Below are 16013 nucleotides of genomic sequence, written 5' to 3' on the forward strand. Positions count from 1 at the left end.
GTCGGGCGGGCTGTCGGGACGGCCGGGATTGGACGAGAATCGGTGGCACCCGGCTCGGCCCCGGCCGAGTCCGGCCCGGTTCAGCCCCGCCCGGTGCACCCCGGGCCCCGGACCCGGCAGGAGGACCCGCCCATGACCTCGACCCGCCCCGGCCCCGACTGGCTCGCCGACGCCGTCCTCTACCAGATCTACCCGCAGACCTTCGCCGACTCCGACGGCGACGGCGTCGGCGACTTCGCCGGCATCACGGACCACCTCGACCACCTCGCCTGGCTCGGCGTCGACACGGTGTGGCTCAACCCCTGCTTCGCCTCGCCGTTCCGCGACGCCGGGTACGACATCACCGACTACTTCGCGCCGGCCCCGCGCTACGGCGGCACCGAGGACCTGGCCGCGCTGGTCGAGGCCGCCGGACGCCGGGGCATCCGGGTCCTGCTGGACCTCGTCGCCGGACACACCTCCGACCGCCACCCCTGGTTCCTGGCCGCCGCCGAGGACCCGTCCGACCACCGCTACATCTGGTCCGACCGCCGGGTGGACGGCTTCGTCACCTCGCCCGGCAGCCGCCCCGGCTGGTACCGGCCGAACTTCTTCGACTGCCAGCCCGCCCTCAACTTCGGCTACGCGCGCAGCAGTCCGGACGAGCCCTGGCGGCAGCCGGTGGACGCCGAGGGCCCGCGGGCCAACCGGGCGGCGCTGCGCGACATCATGGCGCACTGGCTCGGCGTCGGCGTGTCCGGCTTCCGGGTGGACATGGCCTACTCACTGGTCAAGGACGACCCGGGCAAGGCCGAGACCGCCAAGCTCTGGACCGGACTGCGCGACTGGCTGGACCGCGACCACCCCCGGGCCGCGCTGTTCGCCGAGTGGGGCGACCCGTCCGCCGCCGTCGCCGCCGGCTTCCACGCGGACTTCTTCCTGCACTTCGGCGGCGAGGACAACGGGCTCCCGCTGCGCTGCCTCTGGAACAACAACGGCGGGACGGTCGAGGAGTTCTGGCAGCAGGAGTCCTGCTACTTCGACGCCGAGGGCCGGGGCACCCCGCAGCCCTTCCTGGACGCCTGGCGCTCCGCCGCCGAACTCACCGAGGGCAGCGGGCACATCGTGCTGCCGACCGCCAACCACGACTTCTCCCGGCTGGCCGCGGGCCCGCGCACCGCCGAGCAGCTCGCCCCCGCGTTCGCCTTCCTGCTCACCTGGCCCACCCTCCCGGCCGTCTACTACGGCGACGAGATCGGCATGCGCTACCAGCCCGGACTGCCCGACACCGAGGGCAGCGTGCTCGGACCGCGCTTCAACCGGGCCGGTTCGCGCACCCCGATGCAGTGGACGCCCGGCCCCACGGCCGGCTTCTCCAGCGCGCCCCCCGAGCGGCTGTACCTGCCGGTGGACCCGGACCCGCACCGCCCGGACGTGCTCTCCCAGCGCGCCGATCCGACCTCGCTCCTGCACACCGTCCGGCGGCTGATCGCGCTGCGCCGGGCGCACCCGGGGCTGGGCTCCGCCGGCGGGGCGGAGGTCAGGCAGGCCGGGTACCCGCTGGTGTACACCCGGTCCGGGCGGTACCTGGTCGCGGTCAACCCGCGGCGGGAGCCGGGGATCGTACGGCTGTCGGACGTGCTTGCGGAGGTGCCGCAGGGGATCCGGCCGCTGGACGCGCAGGGCGTGCGGGTGACGGACGGGGAACTGCGGGCGGACGGGTTCTCGTACGGCGTGTTCGAGCTGGGCTGAGGGCGCCCGGGGCGGGGGTGCTCGGTCGGGGGTGCCCGGGTCGGGGGGCTGAGGCCGGGGCGTTCGGGCGGGAAGCCGGTCGGCCGGTACGGGTGGTGGGGCCGGCTTCCGCCCGGTGTCGAATAGTTGTAAGCTACATCCATAGATGGTTGCATTTGCCACCTGTATTGCGCAGCGCTCCTCGGTGCGATGGTTGTATTTGCCACCTTCTTTGCAGGATGAGACACCACCGGAGGACGGTACGCACGCCATGAGCACACCCCAGAACCCCGCCGCGGCGCCCACCACGGGGCACTCGCTCAAGCACCTCGCCGTCCACCTGATCACCCCGCTGCTGATGTGCCTCGGCATGGCGCTCGCCTACCAGGGCGCCTTCCACCAGCCCGAGCCGCACCACCTCAAGGTCGCCGTGGTCGGCACCACGCCGCAGGCGCACGGACTGGCGCAGGCCATCCAGGAGAAGGCCGGGAACGCGCTCGACGTCCGTACCGTCGACGACCGGTCCGCCGCCGAGCGGCAACTGCGCGACCGCGACCTGGTCGGCGCCTTCGTCCCCGACGGCAGGAGCCCCGAGCTGATCGTGGCCAAGGGGAACTCGGACACCTCGGTGGTGGCCGCCACGGCGGTGTTCACCACCGTCACCGACAAGCAGGGCGTGCCGCTGCACGTCACCGACCTCACCACCCCCGCCGCGGGCGACCCGACCGGTCAGGGCCTGTTCTTCCTGCTGGTCGCGCTGAGCATCGGCTCGTACGCGAGCGTCGCGGTCATCGGCGCCGCCGGTGCCGCGCTGAGCATGACCGTCCGGGCACTGACCGGGGTGGCCGTCTCGCTGGTGGTCAGCGTCATCGGAATCGTCACCGCAGGGCCGGTGTTCCACGTCGTCGACCACGACCTCGCCGCGATCTGGGTGCTCGGCTGGCTCTACTCGGCGGGCATCCTGCTGATCGGCACCGGCCTGCACACCTTCCTGAAGAAGTGGACCACGCTGGCCCTGATGGTGCTGTTCGTGATGCTCAACTTCACCTCCTCGGGCGGCATCTACCGGCCCGAACTGCAGAACGGCTTCTTCGGCGCCCTGCACGGCTTCTGGACCGGCGCCGGCTTCCTGGAGGGTGCGCGCAGCGTCATGTACTTCGACGGCGGCGCGGGCCTCGGCGGGCACGTCGTGACCCTGCTGGTCTGGCTGCTGCTCGGAGCGGCGGCCGTGGTCGCCGCGGCGCTGTACGAGGGCCGCGGGCGCCGGGCGGTGGAGACCCCGGCGGAGGCCGAGGAGGAGATGGAGGAGGCGGTCGCGGTCTGACCGCGCCCCTACGGGAGGCTTCACCGGGTGCCAGGGCATCGGCACCGGGTGGGGATTCACGGCCCGCGCCCGGCCCTGGACAAGCCGGACGCGGGCCGACGCGCGTGCCGGGGCGGCGGCTCAGCGTGACTTCCCGGGCTCTTCGGGCCCCTCGGGCTCTTCGGGCTCCTCGGGCGCTGAGAGGGCGAGGTGTCGGCGAGGGTGCGGAGGCGGGGGCGGGGGACCGGGTCGTGGTGCGGGTGTGACGCCCGGGAGGGGCGGTGCGACCGCGGTGGCGCGCATGACCTTCAGCTGCCCGGGTATTCGCGGTCAGTGGTTCGGTTTCCGCAGCGCGGGCGGTTCGGTGAAGCAGCAGTCCCCGCAGAGACCGGCGCCCGGTCCGACCCGGTAGTAGAGGCAGCAGCTGTTCCGCCGGAACGCCGTGCCGCGCGGGCCGGTGCGCAGCGTGCCGGAACCCGCGAGCGGCGGGCGGTCCAGCAGTTCCGCGACCAGCGCCCCGGCCGCGCCCGGCGCGTGGGCGTCCAGCACCCGCAGCGTCCCGGCCAGCGCGGAGGCGGTGTTGCCGAGCAGCAGGCGCGGGGAGAGCGGGGCGGCGGCCCGCACGGCAGCCGCCAGCGGCTCCACGTGGCCCACCAGGACGGCGGTGTGGAGCTGGTCGGCGAGCGTTCCCGCGTCCGGACGGACGGGCTCCGGTGGCGTCCAGAGGTCGATCGGGCCCTGGTCCGGGATCCGCACCCAGGCGTGGTCCAGCGTCGGGACCGTACCCAGCAGGACGGCAGATCCGAGGCCCACCGACCAGAACCGGGCGGCCAGTCCCAGGTGCAGGATCGAGGCGGCGACCCGGGGTTCGGCAGTGCCGAGCCGCTGCGCCACCACCCGGAGGCGCGCGCGCAGCGGCGCGTCCGGCCCGGTGCCGTACAGCTCGGACAGTGGGCGGAAGCCGGCGGGCGGTGCGCCGCCGGGGGAGGTGTCCAGTGCGAAGTACGGGCCGACGGCGGCGAGCCGGCGGTAGTCGGGCAGCGGCCCGGGCGCGGAGTGCGAGGCGTCGGACGTCGGGTGCGCGGCACCGGGCGTGGCGCGCGACGGGTTCGCGGCTCCACGGGAACGGTTCGCGGTGGCGCGGGACGGGTCTGGCGCGGGGTTCAACGGCCCTCCCCTGTGGGGTCGTTGAACCCCGCGCCGGCTTCGGGTGGCCCGGGTGCGGTCGGGCGGTCGGGTGACATCGGGGCCTCCAGGGTCCGGGTGCTCGGGGCGGCGGCCGGACGGCGGCGCGCCGGTGCGCGGCAGCCGCCCCGAGCGGGCCCGAGCGGAGCCGGGTGGGACCCTCGCGGGCCTCGGAAGGCCCTGGTCGGGCGGGTGTCAGCCGCGCACGGTGAAGTCGCCACCGGTCGTGCGGATGAACGGTACCGTGCCCTGGCAGTCCGACACCGGCTGGCCCAGCGCGCCCCAGACCCAGCCGAGCCGGTCCCCGTGCCGGCCGTCGTCCTCGACCGAGACCGACACCTTCTGGCCGACCGGCTCCAGGCCCGGGAACCACGGCGCCTCGCCCTTGGTGATCACACCGGTGGCGATCGCTTCCCGGCCGCCGACGGCCAGGCAGGTGATGTCCCCCTCGAAGTCGGCGACCAGTCGGCCGTCGGCGTGCACGTGGCGGACGTGGAAGTGGCCGCGGGTGTTGCCGGGGTCCATGGAGGAGGCCGCGCGGGCGTCGACCGATATCCGCACCGGGTCGCCGGCGAAGTCGCGGAACGCTGAGGTGAGCACGGTGTCCCCGGTGCCGCGCACGCTCACCGCCGTCGGGGCGCCCGCGGCCGCGGCCGGGTCCGCTGCGGAGCCGGGCGCCGCGGAGGCCGGGGCGGCGGTGGCGACCGTCGCGGCCAGCAGGAGGAGTGAGGCGGCGGCGGTGGCGAGTCGGCGGTTCATGACGGTTCGTCCTCCTTCGGGGCGACTGCTTCGACGACCACGAGTCTGCTGCAGCCCGGCCGGGCAAGCCTCCCGCTGCGGAGGGGAGTTGACGGCGTCCTGCTCCCTCCCGGGGAGGAGCCCCGCCTCCCCCGGGAGAGCTGCCCCGTAGGCTCGGCCGGGTGCGCACCGAATCCTCGTCCAGGCCGGCCGGGCCCCGCGGCGCCCGGTTCCGGCGCCTGTTCGCCGTCGTCACTGGGCTGGTCCTGACGGCGCCCGTCGCCCTCGCCCACCCGGGCGAGTACGGCCCGGCCGTGCTGCTCGCCCTGATGGCGGCGGCCGCCGCGGTGGTGGCCCTCCTGCCGTGGCCGATCGGCCGGGTCGCGCTCGGCACGGCTGCCGGGGCGGTGGCGGGCGCCTCGCTGCTGCTCGACCTGCTCTACCCGGGGCCGTACCGGCTGCCCGCGTTCTGGTTGCCCTTCGAGTGGCTCGCCCTGCTCGGCGTGCTGTTCCGGGCCGTCCGCCGGCTGCCCGACCGGTGGGCCGGGCCGGTCGGCGGAGCGGTCGGGCTCGCGGCGGTCCTGCTCCCGCTGCGGTTCGCCCTGCGGACGCCCCAGGGCGGCGCGGCCGGCCCGGTGATCGGCGTGCTGATCTCGCTGCTGCCGGTGCTCGGAGTCGCGGGGGCGGCCCTCTACCTGCGCGTGCTGGACGCCCGCCGGGAGCGGGCCGTCGTACGGGCCCGGCGCGAGCAGCGGCTCGACGTGGCCAGGGGGCTGCACGACTTCGTCGCGCACGAGATCACCGGCATCGTGCTGGAGGCCCAGGCCGGCCAACTCCCCTGCCAGGAACCGGAGGAGACCGCCGCGCTGCTCCGTCGGCTGGAGGAGGCCGGGCTGCGGGCGCTGGACTCGATGGACGAGATGGTCGGGGCCCTGCGAGATCCGCAGGGGCGGGACGACGGGTGGACCGGGTCGGACGGGCGGGGTGAGCGGTCCCCGGGGGCGACCACGCGCCGCCTGGGCCTGGCCGACCTCCCCGAGCTGGTCGCCCGCTTCGGTGCGACGGGCGGAACCGGCGCCACCGTCGACCTGGCCCCCGACACCGCCGATCTGCTCCCGGGCGAGACCCAGGCCACCGCCTACGCCGTCGTCCTGGAGTCCCTGACCAACATCCGCCGCCACGCCCCGCAGGCCACCGAGGTCGCCGTCCGGGTGGCCCCCGGACGGGGCGGCGCCGTGGTGGTGACCGTCACCGACAACGGCGGCCCCGCCCGCAAGCCGTTGCTGCGCCGCCGCCCGGGCTCCGGCGGCACCGGACTGGCCGGTCTCGCCGCCCGCACCGCCGCCCACGGCGGCTCGCTGACCACGGGACCGGTCGAGCCCGCGGGTTGGCAGGTCAGCTGCACGCTGCCGGGGCGGTAGTACGGGGCCGGCGCCGGCCGGGGTGCGGACCCGTCCGGCGCCGCCGCGGTGCGCGCGGTACGGGCCGGGGCGTGTCCCGCGGGGTGCTGGCCGGGGCGTGTCGCGCGCGGTGGGGCGTACGTGCGGGGCGTGTCGTGCAGCGCGCGGGGTGTACGTGCCCGTGGCGGGGAGGGTCAGCGGCCCCGGCCGCCGCCGCGGGCGCCGCGCGGGCGGGTGAGGGTGAACCGGTTGACGGGGACGAGGTCGCCGTACGGGCCGCTGACGGAGTAGTAGGTGACGTCGATGGTGGTCTGTCCGCCGCGCCGGCCCGGGTCGACGTCGAAGGATGCGAAGCCGTACGGGTTGTCGGCGTCACGGAAGGCGGACCACGGGGCGTCCTCGACCACGTACACCGGCGGGCGCTTGCCGGTGGCCGGGTCGGCGGCGCCGACGCCGGTGATGACGCGGGCCTTCGGAGGGTCGAAGAACAGCTGGTTGGACGGCGCGGAGGTGCCGCCGCCGCCGATCACCATGTGGACGGTGCCCTTGGTGGTGTCGATGGTCCTCGTGCCGGTGGCGACCGGGACGGGGGTGCGGGTGTCGGTCGGCTGTTGGCCGCGGATCGGGTGCGAGCGCTCGTAGTGGTGCTCGTGGCCGCAGACCACCAGGTCGACGCCGTACCTGTCGAACAGCGGCACCCAGGCCTCGCGGACGCCGAGGTCGGCGCCGTTGAACCTGTCGGCGGTGGAGATCACCACCTGGTGCATGCAGACGACGATCCAGTCGATCTCCGGGTCCGCGTCCGCCGTCGCCAACTCGCGCTCCAGCCAGCGCTGCTGGGCGCCGCCGGAGTAGCCGTGGATGTAGGAGTTGCCGCCGTCCTGGTACGCCACGTCGTCGTTGTTGAGGCTGATGACGCGCACCGATCCGGCGGTGAACGAGTACCAGAGGCCGCGCAGTTCGTCGTCCGAGCCGGAGTCCGGCAGGTCGAAGTAGGCCTGGTAGGCGCCGTAGCCGACCGGGCCGTTGCCCTTCTCGTTCTCGTGGTTGCCGGCCGCGGGCATCCAGGGGCGGTGGCGGGCGGAGCGGGTGTTGTTCTCGAACCAGTCGGACCAGGTGCGGACCCGGTCGGTGGCGATGTTCGCGTAGCAGAGGTCGCCGTTGAGGAGGTGGAACAGCGGGGCGATCCGTTCGACCCCGGCGGTGGTGTCGCCGGCGGCCGGGCTGCCGAGGTTGTCGTTGACGTAGCCGTTGGCGGTCTTCCTGCCGAGGGTGGGGGTGCCCTGGTCGCCGAAGCTGGTGAAGGTGAAGGCGGCCCGGCCGCGCGGTGCGGTGCGGACGGTGCCCAGCTCGGGTGTGGTGCCGTCGTGGACGGCGGCGTAGACGTAGTCCGTGTCCGGGCGCAGGCCGGTGATCCGGGCGTGGTGCACCCGGACCTCGGTGCCGGAGGCGGCGTCCCGGTAGGTGCGGGTCGCGGCCTGCACCGTCCGGCCGAAGCCGCCGTTCGAAGTCCCGTACATCACCCGGGGGTTGGCGACGGACCGGGTGGTGTGCCAGGACACCACCACCTCGCGCGAGGCGTCCGGGCCGAACTGGAGGTGCAGACCGCCCACCCGCGGCGCGCCGGAGTGCCCGGGCTGCTGCCACAGCAGGGGTGAGGCGGCGGGGTCGGCGGCCGCGGCGGGGGCGGCGGCGAGGCCGGAGAGCGACACGGCGCCACCGAGGCCGAGGCCGGAGGCGCCGGCCAGGAGCCCGCGCCGGCTGACGGGGAGACGTCCACTGGAAGCGTTCATGGCGGTCAGCCCACCGCACGGAGGTGAACCGCGCCGGGGCCGCCGCGTGAACTTTCCCGCCGGGGCGGCCGCTTGCCGCTTCCCGGGCGACCCGTGGTCCCGCCGGGCGACCTGCGATCCCGCCGGGCGACCCGTGGTCCCGCCGGCTGCTCGGCGGGACGGCCCGCCGACCGGCCGCGTGGCAGACTGCTGGGCGTGACGAGCGCGAACGGCGAGTGCCCGCGGGTGATCCGCACCCTGATCGCGGACGACCAGGAGGCCGTGCGGCGCGGTGTGCGGCGGATCCTGGCGGCCCAGCCGGACATCGAGGTGGTGGGGGAGGCCGCGGACGGCCTGGCCGCGCTGCAGCTGGCGGCCGAACTGCGCCCGGACGTCGCGCTGGTGGACATCCGGATGCCGCGGATGGACGGCCTGGAGGTGACCCGGCGGCTGGCCGGTCCCGGGGTGGCGGACCCGGTGCGGGTGGTGGTGCTGACCACCTTCGACCTGGACGAGTACGTGTATCCGGCTCTGCAGCACGGAGCTTCGGGCTTCCTGCTGAAGCGTTCCGGTCCGTCCCTGCTGGCGGAGGCGGTGCGGGCGGCGGCGGACGGGGAGAGCCTGATCAGCCCGTCGGTCACGGTCCGGCTGCTGCGGCACGTGACGGCGCCGCGCCGGCCCGGGCGCCGGGGGCCCGCGGCGGCGGTGCCGTTGACCGAGCGGGAGGTGGAGATCGCCGGGCAGGTCGCGGCGGGCCGCACCAACGCGGACATCGCCGCGGAGTTGTTCATCTCGCCCGGCACGGTGAAGACCCACGTGGCCAGCATCCAGCGCAAGCTCGGGGTGGCGAACCGGGTCGGGATCGCCGTGCACGCCTGGGAGATGGGCTACGCCGTACCCGGGTAGCGGGCCGTGCCGGAGTGACGGACGGTACCGGGGGTGGTGCCCGGTGTCGCGGGAGCGGCCCGGCTTCTCGGGAACGGCCGGTGCCAAAGTGGCGGCCCGCCCGGTCGGTGCCGGCCCGCGGACACGGACAGCGCGTCCACGGAGTCGAGGGGATGCTCCGTGGACGCGCGGAACCTACGAGGTGGGGGCGGCCTCCGGACTCTTCGTCCTCCGGCCGGTAGTTCGATCGTCGACCGAGGTAGAAAACCAGCGGCAGACCCTGATCCGTCTCGATCTGTCGCCACTGCCTCCTGCGGTCGAACTTCCTTCAGCTACCTCGCAGGTCCAGTTCCATCATGCGCCTCCCACGCCGCGTGCACCAGGGGTGTACGGCATGAATTCGGGCAATTTTCGCAAATCGATCAACTCGGCTCGCGTTGATCATGCCGGGTCCGCGCCGCGGCGCGGCTCAGGGCTGCGGCCAGCCGTCCACGAAGCTCAGCGTCCGGTGGTAGGGCCCCTCCGGTCCGGTGCTGCGGTAGTCCTCCGTGCTGCTGCCGGTGCGGACGCTGCGGTCCCCGTCGTGGCGCCGGGCGGTGGGGCGGAGGGTGTGGTCGACGGTGGAGCGCTCGGTGACGTGGCCGCCGGTCGCCGTGGTGGCCTCGCGGTGGTAGCCGAGGTCCATGGCGGTGGTCTGGTCGGTGTTGCCGGCCGCGTCGTGGCTCACCTTGTAGCTGACGTCCAGCGGTTCGCCCTCGTGGACGGTGGTGGTGCGGTGCGGTCCGCCGCCCCAGGTGGAGGTGGTGCGGGTGAGGTCGGTGGTGTTGTGCAGCGTCACGTCGTTGCCGCTGTCGCGCAGTTGCTGGCCGGAGCGGAAGGAGAGGTCGTCGCGGACCTCGGTGGTGATCCGGCCGTGCGAGGTCTGCACCCAGCCCCGGGCGAGGTCGTGCCGGGCGGCGGTGACGGTCCAGTCGCCGCTGCCGCTGCCGTGGTCGGCGAGCGCGGTGCTCACGGCGGCCTCGGGGGCGACCCGCTGGTCGGTGAGCTGTCCGGTGGTGCGGGTGCTGCCGTGGTCGACCTCGGCGAACAGGTTGATCTGGCCGGTCCACACGTCGTTGCTCTGCGCCTCGGCCGCGTTCACCGTGACGCCGACGGTGTGCGGGCGGCCGTCCACCAGCAGGCCGACGTACGGGGTGAGGTCGAGCCGGTAGGCGGGCAGGTCGAAGGCGAAGACGCCGGGGACGGGCCGCCACAGCAGCGGGTCCCAGCCGCCGGTGTAGATCACCGGGTACGGCCACACCGCGCCGGCCACCCGGCCGTCGACGGTGAGCCGCAGCTCGCGGAACGGGCCGTTGCCGCAGAGGCCGAGGCCCGGGTTGGCGGCGACGAAGGCGTCCGGCGCGGAGGCGTACGCGAACTCCTCGCAGGCGCCGCCGCCCCGGGTGTAGACCTCGGCAGTGAGGCGTTCGAGGTTCTGCGGGAAGGTGAGTCCGCGGTCGGCGGTGGGGGCGGTCCGGGTGAGCGCGAACGGCCCGGTGGTGAGCACCCGGTCGGCGCCGCGGGCGGCGGGCCGGCGGGCGTCCGCGGTGTAGAAGGTCAGGTTCGCGCTGATCGTGAAGACGCCGGTGTAGGTGTCGTCGGTGACGTTGGCGAGGTCGAAGGAGAAGTCCTGCGGGCCGGACGCGAACAGCGGGGCGTAGCGGGTGACGTCGTGCTCGACGTTCCACTCGATGCCGTCCTTGGAGGGCTCCGGGGTGGAGGAGAGGAGCACCTGGACGCCGCCGACGCGGACGCTGAAGATCCGGTCGAACTGCCGCCCGGCGACCTGCCCGTGGAGGTCCAGCACGACTGCGGACCACGGTCCGGCGCAGGCGGCGGGCGGGGTGAGGGTGGCGGTGTACGGGGTGTCGGGCGGGTTGCCGTACCCGTTGCGGAACTCGCGCGCGTGCATCGCCTCGACGGTGCAGGAGCGGGTGTCGGGCCGGGTCAGGGGCTTGGTGGCGGTGACCGGGTCGTGGTAGTCGGTGCCGAAGTCGGCCCGGGCGGGGCCGGCGGTGGTGAGGGTGCCGGTGAGGGCGAGGGCGGCGGCACCGAGTAGACCGGCGGCGCGGCGGAGCAACGGGCGCAGGGCCAAGGCGGATCCCCGGGGTCGGGCGGCCCGGGGCACTGCCGCGGGCCGGAGGGATGATCCGGCATCCTCCCGGCGGTGGCATGCCAGCGTCAAGGGTGGGTGGCCGGGCAACCGCCACCGCGATGGCCGGGCAGCCGGGACCGCGGTGGCCGGGCCGCGGCTACCGCTCCTCCAGCGCCGCCGCCTCCTGCCGGATGAGGTCGCGCAGGGCGGCCAACCGGGGCCGGTGGTCGTCCAGCCGCCACTGCATCTCCAGCGGCAGGGTGGCCCGTCCCTCCAGCCGTACGGTCGCCACGTCCTCGGTGAGGTGGCCGGTCATCGAGCCGGGCACCAGTGAGAAGGCGCGGTTGCGGGCCAGCAGGTAGAGGCGGGAGCCGACGATCCGCGGCGGGCTGACCAGCACCGGCGGGTCCACGCCGTGGTCCCCGCACAGGCCGAGCACGTGGTCGTAGTAGCGGGGGTGCTGCTCGCGCGGCCACAACAGCAGCGGCAGGTCGCGCAGTTCGGCCAGGCGCAGGCCGGTCCGGCCCGCCAGCGGGTGGTCCCGGCCGAGCGCCACCAGCACCGGCTCGTCGGCGATCCGCTCCAGCCGGTAGCCGTCGGTCTCGTCCAGGAAGCGGCCGAGCCCGACGTCGGCCAGTTCGGCGGCCAGGGTCGCGGACACCTGGCCGGTGTCCACGGCGAGTTCGGCGGTGTCGAGCGCGGGCAGCTCCTGCTCGGCCCGGCTGACCACGGCGGGCAGCAGCCGGTTCGCCACGCTCGGCGAAGCGACGATCCGGGCCGTGCGCAGCCGGGACTCCTCGTGCAGCCGGACCCGGGTCAGCAGCGCCTCGGCCTGGCCGAGCAGCCGCGCGCTCTCGGCGGCCATCACCTCGCCCGCTTCGGTGAGCGCGACGGAACGGCGGCTGCGGTCGAACAGCTCGACGCCGACGGTCCGCTCCAGCCGGGCGACCTCCTGGCTGACCGTCGGCTGCGAGATGTGCAGCCGTTCGGCGGCCCGCCCGAAGTGCAGTGTCCCGGCGACGGTCAGGAAGACCTCCAGTTGACGCAAGGTGAGACCCATGCCCGTCAGGGTAGGCGAAGGGTGGACGAACCAATAGGCGCAGGCCTATCGGAAGCCCCAGGACTCATGCTGGTTCCCGATGCGGACCGTCCATACGCTGAGCACCACGTTGCCCCACCGCAGTGGCATCTCACAGAGAGTTCGCATCATGACCGGACTTCCGCCCAGCACCCCCGCCGCTCCCGCGTCCCCCGCCGTCCACGTCGCCGAGGAGGTCGTCCGGGCCCTCGCCGACGGCCGGCCCGTGGTCGCCCTGGAATCGACCATCTTCACCCACGGCCTGCCGCGCCCCCGCAACCTGGCCGTCGCGCTGGAGGCGGAGGAGCGGCTGCGGGCCGCGGGCGTGGTCCCGGCGACCATCGGCGTGCACGCCGGGGTGCCCACGGTCGGTCTGAGCACCGGGCAGATCACCGAACTCTCCGCCACCGACGGCCTGGACAAGGTCAGCCTGCGGGACCTCCCGGTGGTCGCCGCGTTCGGCCGGCACGGCGGCACCACCGTCGCCGCCACGGCCTTCCTGGCCCACCGCGCGGGCATCCGGGTGTTCTCCACCGGAGGCCTCGGCGGCGTCCACTTCGGCGCCTCGGAGAGCTTCGACGAGTCCGCCGACATGACCACCCTGGCCGCCACCCCGGTCACCGTGGTCAGCGCCGGCGTGAAGTCGATCCTCGACATCCGGGCCACCCTTGAGCGCTTCGAGACCCTCAACATCCCGGTCATCGGCTACCGCAGCCGCAAGTACCCCGGGTTCTACGTCACCGACTCCGGCCACGAGATCAACTTCAGCGTGGAGTCGCCCGAGGAGGCCGCCCGGGTCATCGACGCCCGCGACCGGCTCGGCCTCCCGCAGGCCGTCCTGATCGCCAACCCGGTCGACCCCGCCAAGCAGCTGCCGCCGGAGGAACTGGACGGCATCCTGGCCCGCGCCCGGGCCGAGGCCGAGCGCCGCGGCATCACCGGCAACGCCTCCACGCCCTTCCTGCTCGACCACATCCAGCGCGACACCGGGGGCCGCAGCCTGGAGGTCAACGTCGAGGTCTACCGGGGCAACGTGCGCCTCGGCGGCGAGATCGCCACCGCTCTGGCCGCTGCCGCAGTCAACGCTCCGACTGCTGCCGCGGACGCGGCCCAGAGCGGGGCCTGAGCCGTGCTGGGGGTGCTCGGCGACCTCGTCGAGGACGTCGTGGTCTGGGTCGACGGCCCGCTGCGGCACGGCACCGACTCCGCTGCCCGGGTCTTCCGGCGGCGCGGCGGCAGCGCCGCCAACGTCGCCCGCTTCGCCGCCGGGCAGTACCCGGCGCGCTTCCTCGGCTGCGTCGGCGAGGACGCGGTCGGGGACGGCGTGGTGGCCGAACTCGCCGGCCACGGCGTCGACGTGCGGGTCTCGCGGCGCGGCCGGACCGGCAGCGTCGTGGTGCTGATCGACCGGGACGGCGAGCGGACCATGCTGCCCGACCGGGGCGCCGCCACGCTGCTGGAGCGCGTCCCCGACGAGTGGCTGGCCGGCCTGACCCACCTGCACGTGCCCGCCTACTCCTTCGACGGCGAGCCGGTCGGCAGCACGGCCGTGGACGCGCTCGCCCGGGTCCGGTCGGCGGGCGGCACCACCTCGGTGGACGCCTCCTCGACCGGCATGCTGGAGCAGTACGGACGGGAGCGCTTCCTCGCCCTGCTGACCGGGCTGGCGCCCACCCTCGTGTTCGCCAACCGCTCCGAGTCCGCCTACCTCGGCCTGCTGGTCGACGGCCTGCCCGGACCGGAGCGCGACCGGCTGGCCGCCACCACGGTGGTCACCAAGGCGGGCGCCGCGGCGACCACCGTGGACGTGCCCGGAGAGGGGCCGTTCACGGTGCCGGTGCCGCCGGTGGCACGGGTGCTCGACCTCACCGGGGCCGGGGACGCCTTCGCGGCGGGGTTCCTGGCCGGGTTCCTGGAGACCGGGGACCTGCGGCTGGCGGCCGGGCTCGGGCACCGCAGCGCGGCCCGGGTGCTGGCGTCGCCGGGGGCCTCCTGCGGCGAGGGGTAGCGGGACGCCGGCGGGCAGGGACGCGGGACGCCCCGCGGGCGCGGGGCGTCCCTGCGGGGCAGTACAGCTAGCGCACGGCGTCCTTGCGCAGGAAGTGCTTCAGCTTCTGCCACGTCCAGGTGTTGATCACGTCCTCGGCGGTGAGCCAGCCGCGCTGCGCCGTGCCGATGCCGAAGCGCGGGTAGGCGAGCTGAGGGGTCGCGTGGGCGTCGCTGTCGACGCTGAACCGGACGCCGTGGCGCCTGGCCCGCAGGATGTCCTCGTCGCGCAGGTCGAGCCGCTGCGGCGAGCTGTTGATCTCGATCGCGGTGCCGGTGCGCGCGGCGGCCTCGAACACCGCGTCCAGGTCGACGTCGATCGGGCCGCGGCTGCCGATCCGCCGGGTGGTGAGGTGCCCGATGACGTGCACGTACGGGTTCTCGCAGGCGCGGATCAGCCGACGGGTCTGGGCGGTGCGGTCGAGGGCGAAGTGCGAGTGCACGGAGGCCACGCAGACGTCGAAGCCCGCCAGGAACCCGGGCGGCCAGTCCACGCCGCCCTCCGGGTCGATGTTCAGCTCGGTGCCGTGGAGCAGCCGCAACGTCCGGTGCCGGCCCGCGAGTTCGCGGAGCCGGTCGCGCTGGGCGAGGATCTTCTCGTCCGTCATCCGCTGCATCACCAGGTTCGGCGCGTGGTCGGTGACGGCGAAGTAGGAGTAACCGCGGGCGGCGGCGGTGTCGACCATCTCCTCCAGGGTGGCCAGCCCGTCGGTGAGGTCGGTGTGCGTGTGCAGGTCGCCGCGCAGGTCGGACTCCTGCACCAGGTCCGGGAGTCCGCCGTCCAGGGCGGCCTCGATCTCGCCCCGGTCCTCGCGCAGCGGCGGCGCGATCCACGGCAGGCCGAGCGCCGCGTAGACCTCGTCCTCGGTCCGCGAGACCACCTTGGCACCGCCGTCGACCTCGAACAGTCCGTACTCGGAGAGCTTCAGCCCGGCCCGCACGGCCATCGTGCGCAGCTTGATGTTGTGCGCCTTCGAGCCGGTGAAGTAGACCAGCGCCGCCCCCCAGTCCTCCTCCGGGACGACCCGCAGGTCCACCTGGACGCCCCGCGTCGTGCGCACCGAGGTCTTGGTCGTCCCGCTCCCGATCACCTCGGCCACGTACGGGAGTCCGGTGAGCGCGGCCATCAGCGGGGCGGAGTCCTCGGCGGTCGCGAGCACGTCGATGTCGCCCACCGTCTCGCGCATCCGGCGCAGCGAGCCCGCGTACGCGCAGCGGGTGCAGCCGGGGACGGCGGAGAGCGCGGCGACCAGCTGCTCGGCCAGCTCGGTGGCCGTGTCCAGCAGGGTCCGGCCGCCGGACCGCCGGATCAGCTCGATGCCGTGCAGGATCTTCTCGCCGCTGCGCTCGCCGAAGCCGGAAAGCCCGGACAGCTTGTCGGCGCGGACCGCTTCGGCGAGTTCGTCCACCGAGGCGATGCCGAGTTCGCGGTGGAGGGCCAGGGCGCGTTTGGGGCCGACGCCGGGGACGGCCGTCATCTCCCGCACGCCGGCCGGGATCTCGGCGCGCAGGGACTCCAGGGCGGCGATCCGCCCGGAGGAGAGGTACTCGGCGATCTTCTCGGCGGTGGACCTGCCGACGCCGGGGATCCGCTGCAGACCCTTGACGTCCAGTCCCGCGAGGTCCTCGGGGTGGCCGCCGACCGCGCGGGCGGCCTTCTCGTAGGCGCGGGCCCGGAAGGCGTCCCCGCCGGTGATGTTGATCAGGTCGGCGTACTCCTGGAGCAGCTCCCTGACCTGGTCGTTGAGCCGGGGCATGGGGC

12 protein-coding genes are annotated in these 16013 nt (G+C 74.7%); 6 read left to right on the forward strand and 6 right to left on the reverse strand.

Going from position 1 to position 16013, the window contains the following annotated elements; all coding sequences use genetic code 11:
* Positions 1-132 precede the first annotated feature (132 nt).
* On the forward strand, positions 133-1731 hold the full coding sequence (locus tag AB0D10_RS20305) for an alpha-amylase family glycosyl hydrolase (RefSeq protein WP_360258060.1): 1599 nt from the start codon (positions 133-135) through the stop codon (positions 1729-1731).
* 250 nt (positions 1732-1981) lie between these two features.
* Positions 1982-3034 carry a hypothetical protein gene (locus AB0D10_RS20310; RefSeq protein WP_360258063.1) on the forward strand — a complete coding sequence of 351 codons (1053 nt, stop codon included), beginning with the start codon at positions 1982-1984 and terminating at the stop codon, positions 3032-3034.
* Positions 3035-3343: 309 nt separating this feature from the next.
* Here AB0D10_RS20310 and AB0D10_RS20315 read toward each other — a convergent pair whose 3' ends face one another.
* Entirely contained in the window at positions 3344-4180 is an 837-nt protein-coding gene (locus AB0D10_RS20315; RefSeq protein ID WP_360258065.1) for a (2Fe-2S)-binding protein, read from the reverse strand.
* Between the two features lie 213 nt (positions 4181-4393).
* Positions 4394-4957, reverse strand: coding sequence for a hypothetical protein (locus AB0D10_RS20320; RefSeq protein ID WP_360258067.1), 564 nt, complete (start codon positions 4955-4957; stop codon positions 4394-4396).
* A gap of 161 nt (positions 4958-5118) precedes the next feature.
* On the opposite strand from AB0D10_RS20320, the gene AB0D10_RS20325 reads away from it, so the two are divergent.
* Positions 5119-6357, forward strand: coding sequence for an ATP-binding protein (locus AB0D10_RS20325; protein WP_360258069.1), 1239 nt, complete (start codon positions 5119-5121; stop codon positions 6355-6357).
* Positions 6358-6530: 173 nt separating this feature from the next.
* Here the strand turns inward: AB0D10_RS20325 and AB0D10_RS20330 are convergent, their stop codons facing one another.
* Positions 6531-8129, reverse strand: coding sequence for a metallophosphoesterase family protein (locus tag AB0D10_RS20330; protein WP_360258071.1), 1599 nt, complete (start codon positions 8127-8129; stop codon positions 6531-6533).
* Between the two features lie 195 nt (positions 8130-8324).
* On the opposite strand from AB0D10_RS20330, the gene AB0D10_RS20335 reads away from it, so the two are divergent.
* The gene (locus AB0D10_RS20335) at positions 8325-9014 is read left to right on the forward strand and encodes a response regulator transcription factor (RefSeq protein WP_360258073.1); all 690 of its coding nucleotides are present in this window, start codon (positions 8325-8327) and stop codon (positions 9012-9014) included.
* 448 nt (positions 9015-9462) lie between these two features.
* On the opposite strand, the gene AB0D10_RS20340 is transcribed toward AB0D10_RS20335, so the two are convergent.
* Together AB0D10_RS20340 and AB0D10_RS20345 are read right to left on the reverse strand one after the other, a co-directional pair.
* Entirely contained in the window at positions 9463-11127 is a 1665-nt protein-coding gene (locus tag AB0D10_RS20340; protein WP_360258075.1) for a peptide-N4-asparagine amidase, read from the reverse strand.
* Between the two features lie 157 nt (positions 11128-11284).
* Positions 11285-12187 carry a LysR family transcriptional regulator gene (locus tag AB0D10_RS20345; protein WP_360258077.1) on the reverse strand — a complete coding sequence of 301 codons (903 nt, stop codon included), beginning with the start codon at positions 12185-12187 and terminating at the stop codon, positions 11285-11287.
* 148 nt (positions 12188-12335) lie between these two features.
* Between AB0D10_RS20345 and AB0D10_RS20350 the strand changes: the two genes are divergently transcribed.
* Positions 12336-13331, forward strand: a complete 996-nt coding sequence (locus AB0D10_RS20350; RefSeq protein WP_360258079.1) for a pseudouridine-5'-phosphate glycosidase — start codon at positions 12336-12338, stop codon at positions 13329-13331.
* Positions 13332-13334: 3 nt separating this feature from the next.
* Positions 13335-14213: a PfkB family carbohydrate kinase gene (locus AB0D10_RS20355; protein WP_360258081.1), complete on the forward strand. Its 879-nt coding sequence runs from the start codon at positions 13335-13337 to the stop codon at positions 14211-14213.
* A 67-nt stretch (positions 14214-14280) separates the two neighbouring features.
* Here the strand turns inward: AB0D10_RS20355 and polX are convergent, their stop codons facing one another.
* Positions 14281-16008, reverse strand: a complete 1728-nt coding sequence (gene polX / locus AB0D10_RS20360) for a DNA polymerase/3'-5' exonuclease PolX (RefSeq protein WP_360258083.1) — start codon at positions 16006-16008, stop codon at positions 14281-14283.
* Positions 16009-16013 lie beyond the last annotated feature (5 nt).

The organism is Kitasatospora sp. NPDC048545 (genome assembly GCF_040651155.1).
In the GTDB taxonomy this organism is placed as follows: domain Bacteria; phylum Actinomycetota; class Actinomycetes; order Streptomycetales; family Streptomycetaceae; genus Kitasatospora.

Excerpts from the sequence above, each read along its gene's own strand:
- AB0D10_RS20350 (WP_360258079.1), top strand. The coding sequence starts at position 12,336 with ATGACCGGACTTCCGCCCAGCACCCCCGCCGCTCCCGCGTCCCCCGCC.
- AB0D10_RS20305 (WP_360258060.1), top strand. The coding sequence starts at position 133 with ATGACCTCGACCCGCCCCGGCCCCGACTGGCTCGCCGACGCCGTCCTC.
- AB0D10_RS20330 (WP_360258071.1), bottom strand. The coding sequence starts at position 8,129 with ATGAACGCTTCCAGTGGACGTCTCCCCGTCAGCCGGCGCGGGCTCCTG.
- AB0D10_RS20345 (WP_360258077.1), bottom strand. The coding sequence starts at position 12,187 with ATGGGTCTCACCTTGCGTCAACTGGAGGTCTTCCTGACCGTCGCCGGG.
- AB0D10_RS20310 (WP_360258063.1), top strand. The coding sequence starts at position 1,982 with ATGAGCACACCCCAGAACCCCGCCGCGGCGCCCACCACGGGGCACTCG.
- polX (WP_360258083.1), bottom strand. The coding sequence starts at position 16,008 with ATGCCCCGGCTCAACGACCAGGTCAGGGAGCTGCTCCAGGAGTACGCC.
- AB0D10_RS20320 (WP_360258067.1), bottom strand. The coding sequence starts at position 4,957 with ATGAACCGCCGACTCGCCACCGCCGCCGCCTCACTCCTCCTGCTGGCC.